Genomic DNA, 8,022 nt, shown 5'->3' with positions numbered 1-8,022 from the left:
CTACCTGTGATTACCAATTTTTAGGGAATCTTCATATTTTTGTTTGACGCTACCTATATAAACGTTAATATTATTTCCAATTCAAAATTATATTTACCTCAAACATAAATATATCATAAAATTAGAAAAAGGCGGTAATATTTTCCGCCTAATTGCTTTCTTCAAAAATTTTTTTAATATTTTCTTTAAACGGAGGATATATGATACCCTTTTCGGTTATGAAAGCCGTAATATTTTCATTAGGCGTTACATCAAAAGCAGGATTAAACACCTTTATCCCATCAGGAGCGGTCTTTTTCCCAAAACTTTGGGTAACTTCTAAGGGCGACCTTTCTTCTATAGGTATTTTTTCACCGCTTTCAGTGTTAAGATCAATGGTAGGAGTAGGAGCTGCTACATAAAAGGGTATCCCAAAGTGCTTTGCAAGTATAGAAAGCCCTAAAGTGCCTATTTTATTTGCCGTATCTCCATTTGCAGCAACCCTGTCGCACCCGACGATTACCGCATTTACCCATCCTTTAGACATGACAAAAGCTGCCATATTGTCACATATTAAAGTGACATCAATTCCCGCCTCTTTTAGTTCCAATGCTGTCAACCTTGAACCTTGATTAACTGGCCTTGTCTCATCTGCAAACACCTTTATTTTCCATCCCAATTCATGCGCAAGGTAAATAGGTGCAGTAGCTGTCCCGTATCTTGCGGTTGCAAGCTGTCCAGCATTGCAGTGTGTAATTATTCCATACCCATCTTTTAAAAGTTTTAAGCCGTTTTCTCCTATTTTCCTGCAAATTTCTTCGTCTTCCCTATGGATTTTTTCTGCTTCATCTTTCAAAAGATTTTTTATTTCTTTTATTGGCTTATCTTTTGATTCTTGAATCTTATTCATCATTCTATTTAAAGCCCAAAATAAATTAACAGCAGTAGGTCGTGATGTAGCAAGGTAATCTGCCTTTTTTTTCATATAAGTATAAAAATCTTCAAAAGTATCTTCTGGAGCACTTTTTGCTGCAAAATAAAGAGCATAGGCTGCCGCAATGCCTATTAAAGGAGCACCTCTTACCTCTAAAGTTTTAATACTTTCCCAAATTTCTTCTGGCGTTTCTTTTTTATTATAAACTATTTCATTGGGTAAGAGCCGTTGATCCAATAAAAATAAGTTTTCACCATCCCATTTTAATGATAAAAGTCCTTCTTTTGGCATAAAAATTCCCCCGACATGTATATTTTTAAATATTTTACCATGTCGAGGGAAGGTTAAACAAGTTTTACGCAGTCTTTATTTTCATTTTTGACGCTAATTTATCTACAATTAATGCAATAGCATTATCTCCAGAAACGTTGCAGGCTGTTCCGAAGCTGTCCTGAGTTAAATAAAGGGCTATCATCAAGGCAAGCTGTGCTTCTCCAAAACCGAGCATGCTCTGTAAAATACCGAGCGCTGCCATTACAGCACCACCGGGAACACCCGGAGCTGCCACCATTGTCACGCCAAGCATCAATATAAAACCTGCCATTTTACCAAAAGTTATGGGCATTCCTGAAAGCATCATCACTGCTATTGAACAGGTAGTTAGAGTAATGGTACTGCCAGAAAGATGAATAGTAGCACAAAGGGGAACTACAAATTCTCTTATTCCTTCGGAAACACCGTTATTCTTCGCGCATTCAAGGTTTACAGGTATTGTTGCCGCTGAAGATTGTGTCCCAATGGCTGTTAAATACCCCGGTATCTGATTTTTTAAAGCCATTATCATGCTCTTTCCGCTGTAAAGGCTTGCTACGAAGAACTGGAAAAGAATTATTGTAAGGTGCATGGCGATAATTAATACAAATACCTTTCCAAATACGCTTAAAATCCTTGCAACCTCGCCTGCATGGGTCATATTTGCAAAAATCCCCGCGATATGAACGGGAAGCAGTGGAATTATTAGCTTTTCAATTACCATTTGAATAATTTTTTGGAACTCAGAAATCACATTGTATAGATTCTTTTCTTTTAAAGAAGCCATTCCTATACCTAAAATAAATGCTATTACAAGAGCGGACATAACACCAAATAGCGGCGGAATGTCAATAGTAAAGAAAGGCTTCAAAAGTTTTTCCTCAGGATTTGTAGCTGCAAAGGATGAAGAATAATGAATAAACTTAGGTAAAACAGTAGTTGAAACGGTATAAGCAAAAAATCCTGAAATTAAGGTGGAGATATATGCAATTATTGTAGTAATAGCAAGGAGTTTTCCAGCTCCCGTTCCAAGTTCAGCGATTCCGGGTGCAACAAAACCAACAATAATAAGAGGTATCGCAAAGCTCAAAAAGTTTCCAAAGATTGAGTTAAAAGTCGCAAAAACCCTAACTATAGGCGCCGGCAAAAATGCACCTATCAAAATACCAAGAATGATCGCAGCTATCAATCTTGGCAAAAGACCCAAATTAAAGCTCTTCATCCGGTAACCTCCCCCAAAATATTCAATCGTTAATCAAAAATCAAACAAAAACTATATATAATTATAATACTTAATGAACCTCAATGGAATATTTATTTTCTTCCAAAATCCTCTTTAACTTGTTCACGTGTTCTTCATCTGCGGTTTCTAGTTCTAGCTCCACCTTTGCATATCCTATGAGAACGTCCTTTGAAGACCTGTGGTGCGTTACAGATAATACATTTGCTCCTGTCTCAGCAATTAATCCTAAAAGTTTCGACAATGTTCCGGGCCTGTCCGGTATAAAAGTATCAATAAATACCTTTCTACCACCTTTAACAAGACCTTTATCTATTACCCTTGCCAGAATGTTTACATCTATATTCCCACCGCTTACAACAGCTACTATTTTTTTGCCCTTTAAAGAATTCAACCTATTTAATATAGCTGCAACAGGAACAGCTCCTGCACCTTCAGAAACCACCTTTGCCCTTTCAAGGAGCAATAATATGGCATTTGCAATTTCATCCTCATCTACCGTCACTATTTCATCTACATATTTTTGAATAATGCTGAAGGTTAAATCCCCGGGGGTCTTTACTGCTATACCATCAGCTATGGTAGGCGTTCCTTCTACGGTAGTAATTTTATTTTTTGCTATTGACTCGGCCATAGAAGGCACATTTTTAGTTTGAACACCTATTATTTTTGTTTTAGGATTAATATTTTTAACCGCTATTGAGATTCCTGAAATAAGTCCTCCACCACCTATAGGTACTACAATTGCATCTGCATCGTATAAATCTTCCATTATTTCAAGTCCAATTGTCCCCTGCCCTGCTATGACGTAAGGATCATTAAAAGGGTGAATAAAGGTAGCTCCAGTTTCAGCCTGAATTTCCTTTGCTTTAGCATAAGCTTCATCGTAAATATTGCCGTGAAGAACTACTTCAGCACCGTAGCTTTTTGTTGCTGAAACCTTAGATAAGGGTGCATGTTTTGGCATGACTATAGTTGATTTTATACCGTAAAGAGTGGCACTCAGTGCGACGCCCTGGGCGTGATTACCTGCAGATGAAGCTATCACACCCTTTTGTTTTTCTTCAGGTGAAAGATGTGCAATTTTATTATAGGCACCCCTTATTTTAAAAGAGCCCGTTTTCTGCAGGTTTTCCATTTTCAAGTATACAGTATTCCCTGACATTTCGCTTAGTGTGGTGTTGTGTACGAGGCTTGTTTTATATGCTACATTCTTTACTAAAGCCCGGGCATCCTGGATCTCTCTAAGTGATATTTCCATTTTTTTCACTCCTAAGGCTTAATTGGTATTGCAATTTACTTATGGGCAATTACTTCGATCTCAATTAATGCTCCTTTTGGAAGTTTGCTTACTTCTATTGTGGATCTTGCAGGAGGATTTTCTGGGAAATATTTTCCGTAGATTTCATTAACCTTTGCAAAATTGTTAATATCTGTAATGAAAATTGTTGATTTTACAACATTTGAAAAATCCATACCAGCGGCTGCAAGGATGTTTTTGATGTTTTCCATAACCCTTGTTGCTTGTGCCTCGATCCCTCCTTCCACTAGCTCTCCTGTTGCAGGGTCCAGTGCAATCTGACCAGAGGCAAAAAGCATATCACCCACCATTACGGCTTGAGAATAAGGTCCAATTGCTTTTGGCGCTTGTTCTGTTTTAATTATCCTTTTTTCCATTAAAAACACTCCCTTTCATTAATTTTTATTTTTTTTATTTAAAAAATTTTTTATTCAAGCTTATTCAAATACCTGTATATGGTATTTTCTGAGGTCTTCAAATTCTTAGCCACTTCAGTTACTGCGCCCTTTATTAGAAACACTCCTTTTTCATTAAGTTTTTGAACTATTCTCATCTTTTCTTCCGGCGACATCCTTTCTGGAGGAATATCAACTTCTGAAATGGCCTTTTTAATCATGGTCTGCATTAAATCTTCCAAAGAAACCGTCAAGTACTCGGATATTTCTATGCCATTTTTAACCTTTTTACGTTTTTTCTTTTTTCCAGCTTCATTATCGTTTTTATTTTCGTCTTTTCCATTGTCCATTATAAAGCTATTTAAAAATTCTCTTGCGTTCAAAGCCTCCGTTAGATCCACATTTATACAGAGCATACCAATCAATTTCCCATCTGGATCTTTTATAAAAAATGTTGAAGACCGAAGGATTTTCCCATCCACAGTCTTAGCAGAATAATTCAACAAATAGTCTTTAGTCAAGTATTCCTTATCATTTATCAATTTTATTCCGAGGTCGGTCAAAGGCCCACCGACTTTCCTCCCGCTTATATGAGAATTTTTTATAGCTATAATCGAAGATTCTACATTTGTAATATCGTGTAATACAACTTCGCAAAAGGGACCTACAATACCTGCAATAAAATCTACCAATGGTATATAAGATTTTAATATTTCATTACTTACCAATATCACTACCCCCTTTGATAATTAGTTCTACATATATATAAAAATTCCTTCTTTTTATAAAAAAAATTTTTTATGTGATTAATTTTTTATTACTTTCTAATTTTTACTAATCCTAATTAAATAACCATTTGAATAAAATAAACCCCTTAAAAGCTCAATAAAACTTTTAAGGGGCTTTCATCATTAATTAAATTTTATTGCTTGAGCCAAGGACATTTCTAATCTTATGCTTCACCATTTCTTTAATGGCTTCCCTTGCAGCTCCTAAATATTTTCGTGGATCAAATTCTGCAGGGTTTTCTGCTAAGTATTTTCTAATCGTAGCAGTCATTGCAAGCCTTAAATCCGTATCTATATTTATCTTACAAATTCCAAGGCTTGCAGCTTTTCTAAGCATATCCTCGGGAACACCTTTTGCTCCAGGTATATTACCCCCATACTTATTGCAAAGTTCCACAAATTCCGGAAGTACAGTTGAAGCACCGTGAAGAACCAATGGGAAACCTGGAAGCCTCTTCATTATTTCTTCTAACCTTTTAAAATCAAGGTAGGGCTCACCCTTAAATTTATATGCACCATGGCTTGTCCCTATAGCAATTGCCAAAGAATCTACTCCTGTTCTCTCAACAAATTCTAAAGCCTGATCTGGATCAGTAAATGTAGCTTCCCTATCACTCACGTTAATATTTTCCTCAACCCCACCAATCCTTCCTAATTCACCTTCTACAACTACTCCTCTTTCATGCGCGTATTCCACTACCCGTTTTGTAAGTTTAACATTTTCTTCGAAGGGTAATTTTGAACCGTCAATCATGACCGAAGTAAAACCATCATCAATACAAGCCTTACAGATTTCAAAGCTTTCACCGTGATCAAGGTGTAATACCACGGGCAATCCTGTATCCTCAACTGCTGCCTCTACCAATTTTTTTAAATAAACAGGTTTAGCATACTTTCTTGCTCCTGCCGATACTTGTAAAATTAGGGGAGAATTTTCTTCTTTTGCTGCCTCAACAATACCCTGAATGATTTCCATATTATTTACATTAAAGGCACCTATTGCATAACCACCTTCATAAGCTTTTTTAAATAATTCTTTTGAAGTAATAAGCGGCATTCTTTACCCTCCAGTACAATTTTTGTTTAAAAGTTATTTCTTAAAAAATTATATAACAGATTCATAAAAATGTGTATTATTTATTTAATTATTGTGTGAATTAATTCTATCCAAAATGCTATAATTATTGTATAAAAACTATTTATGTCAAGGGAGGGCCTGTTTTGGCTTCAAACCTTTTAAAAGAAAATGAATATAAAACAACAAGATGTATATTAGCAGGAATAATTAAAAACGAGCAAGATGAAGAAAGCCTTGAAGAATTAGAACTCCTTGCTAAAACAGCTGGTGCAGAAGTTGTAGCAAAAGCTACTCAAAAAAAAGCTTCTATAGATCCTGCATATTACATTGGAAAAGGTAAGGCTCATGAAATTGCTGAAGTTGCTAAAACTCTTGAAGTAAATGCAGTAATTTTCGATGATGATTTAACACCCGTGCAGGTGAGAAATTTAGAAAATTTACTGGAGCTTCAGATTATTGATAGAACAACCCTTATTTTAGATATATTTGCCCAGCGGGCAAAATCAAGAGAAGGAAAAATCCAGGTAGAACTCGCTCAACTTCAGCATTTGCTGCCACGGTTAACTGGCAAAGGCATAGAACTTTCGAGATTTGGCGGCGGAATAGGGACCCGCGGCCCCGGCGAAACCAAACTTGAAACCGATAAAAGGCATATTAAAAGAAGAATTGTTCATTTAAAAAAAGAACTTGAAAAAATTCAAAAAAGTAGAAGCCTTATTAGAAAAGCAAGAAAATTCCCGGTTATTTGCCTTGTAGGCTACACCAATGCCGGTAAATCTACCCTCATGAATACCCTAACCAAAGCAAATGTTTCAAATAAAGATAGATTATTTGATACTTTGGATACCACAACAAGGCTGCTTTTGCTCCCCGATGGAAGAAAAGCCCTTTTATCTGATACAGTAGGATTTATAAGAAAGCTCCCTCATGAAATTGTTGAAGCTTTCAAGGCTACTTTGGAAGAAGTAAGAGACGCGGACTTATTGCTAATCGTAGCAGATTACTCCAGTAAAAATTTTGAAACGGAAATTGAAACGGTTTTTAAAGTGTTAAAGGAAATCGGTGCGGAATCAAAACCAAAAGTTTTAGCCTTAAATAAGGTGGATAAATACCCTACTATCCCCGTTAATGCTTTAAACTTCGAAAATGCCGTGGAAATTTCTGCACTTTATAATAAAAATTTAGATAAATTATTGTTAAAAATTTGCGAAGTTCTTCCAAAAACGAGGAAAAGAGTAGAATTTCTTGTCCCTTACGATAAATTATCTATTATTGACACTATTTTTGAAAACGGTTTAATATTTTCTAAAGAATATCTGGAAAACGGTATAAAAATTTCCGGGGAAATTGAAGAATCAATAATATCAAAATATGAGGATTATTTAATGTAAGAGTAATCCTCTTTTTTTATTTTAAAAATTTTTTTGCTTACCCTTGATGTTATCTACTTTTTTGTTTTATACTTTAATATAATAAATTGAATTTCAATTAAATTTCTTCCCAAAGCTTTTTTATTTTACGGAGGTGTTATTATAAATTATGGACATACTTATAACCCTTGACACCATTAAAAACTATAATGAACACAAAGTAATAAAGCTCCCCCCCGGTTCCCTTGTCACAAAGGAGGCCCGCGTTTATGCTGCAGCTCATGGTATAAAAATTTATATTGGTGATATCCTTTTAGAAGATTCAACCCCTCTTAATACTCCACCATCACAAAAAGCAGTAATATCCGTTATAGGGGAAGATAGAGTCGGAATAATTGCAGGCATTTCCGATGTATTGGCAACAAACAATATAAACATCCTTGACATAACTCAGACATCTATAGAAGGGCTTTTCACAATGATAATGGTTGTTGACATTTCAAAAAGCAAAGTGAGCTTTGAGGAGCTCAAAAAATTGCTTTCTGAGCGTGGAAATTCCCTTTCCGTCAGGGTAGATGCCCAAAGAGAAGAGGTTTTTAGATATATGCACAGAATATAGGAGGAAT

8 protein-coding genes are annotated in these 8,022 nt (G+C 35.6%); 2 read left to right on the top strand and 6 right to left on the bottom strand.

Annotated elements, in window-relative coordinates:
• Positions 1 to 148: 148 nt before the first annotated feature.
• From mtnA to fba, 6 genes are all read right to left on the bottom strand, one after another.
• Positions 149 to 1,204, bottom strand: a complete 1,056-nt coding sequence (gene mtnA, locus ACPLVF_RS08580) for an S-methyl-5-thioribose-1-phosphate isomerase (protein WP_424907414.1) — start codon at positions 1,202 to 1,204, stop codon at positions 149 to 151.
• Between the two features lie 64 nt (positions 1,205 to 1,268).
• Positions 1,269 to 2,447: a dicarboxylate/amino acid:cation symporter gene (locus tag ACPLVF_RS08575; protein WP_424907413.1), complete on the bottom strand. Its 1,179-nt coding sequence runs from the start codon at positions 2,445 to 2,447 to the stop codon at positions 1,269 to 1,271.
• Positions 2,448 to 2,517: 70 nt separating this feature from the next.
• Complete coding sequence (gene ilvA, locus ACPLVF_RS08570) at positions 2,518 to 3,726, bottom strand: threonine ammonia-lyase (protein WP_424907412.1); 1,209 nt, start codon at positions 3,724 to 3,726, stop codon at positions 2,518 to 2,520.
• 35 nt (positions 3,727 to 3,761) lie between these two features.
• Positions 3,762 to 4,142, bottom strand: coding sequence for a RidA family protein (locus ACPLVF_RS08565; protein ID WP_424907411.1), 381 nt, complete (start codon positions 4,140 to 4,142; stop codon positions 3,762 to 3,764).
• Positions 4,143 to 4,192: 50 nt separating this feature from the next.
• Positions 4,193 to 4,894 (bottom strand): helix-turn-helix transcriptional regulator, encoded by a 702-nt coding sequence (locus ACPLVF_RS08560; RefSeq protein WP_424907410.1) that lies wholly within the window; start codon positions 4,892 to 4,894, stop codon positions 4,193 to 4,195.
• A 181-nt stretch (positions 4,895 to 5,075) separates the two neighbouring features.
• Entirely contained in the window at positions 5,076 to 6,005 is a 930-nt protein-coding gene (gene fba, locus ACPLVF_RS08555) for a class II fructose-1,6-bisphosphate aldolase (protein ID WP_424907409.1), read from the bottom strand.
• 164 nt (positions 6,006 to 6,169) lie between these two features.
• On the opposite strand from fba, the gene hflX reads away from it, so the two are divergent.
• Together hflX and ACPLVF_RS08545 are read left to right on the top strand one after the other, a co-directional pair.
• Positions 6,170 to 7,417, top strand: coding sequence for a GTPase HflX (hflX, locus tag ACPLVF_RS08550; protein ID WP_424907408.1), 1,248 nt, complete (start codon positions 6,170 to 6,172; stop codon positions 7,415 to 7,417).
• Between the two features lie 286 nt (positions 7,418 to 7,703).
• Positions 7,704 to 8,015, top strand: a complete 312-nt coding sequence (locus ACPLVF_RS08545; protein WP_424907417.1) for an ACT domain-containing protein — start codon at positions 7,704 to 7,706, stop codon at positions 8,013 to 8,015.
• Positions 8,016 to 8,022: the final 7 nt, after the last annotated feature.

Source organism: Thermovenabulum sp. (assembly GCF_049701175.1).
In the GTDB taxonomy this organism is placed as follows: domain Bacteria; phylum Bacillota; class Thermosediminibacteria; order Thermosediminibacterales; family Thermosediminibacteraceae; genus Thermovenabulum.
This window is presented reverse-complemented; position numbering and strand designations above follow the sequence as displayed.

Coding starts and splice junctions, on each gene's coding strand:
- mtnA (WP_424907414.1), bottom strand. CDS start 1,204: ATGCCAAAAGAAGGACTTTTATCATTAAAATGGGATGGTGAAAACTTA.
- ACPLVF_RS08575 (WP_424907413.1), bottom strand. CDS start 2,447: ATGAAGAGCTTTAATTTGGGTCTTTTGCCAAGATTGATAGCTGCGATC.
- ilvA (WP_424907412.1), bottom strand. CDS start 3,726: ATGGAAATATCACTTAGAGAGATCCAGGATGCCCGGGCTTTAGTAAAG.
- ACPLVF_RS08565 (WP_424907411.1), bottom strand. CDS start 4,142: ATGGAAAAAAGGATAATTAAAACAGAACAAGCGCCAAAAGCAATTGGA.
- fba (WP_424907409.1), bottom strand. CDS start 6,005: ATGCCGCTTATTACTTCAAAAGAATTATTTAAAAAAGCTTATGAAGGT.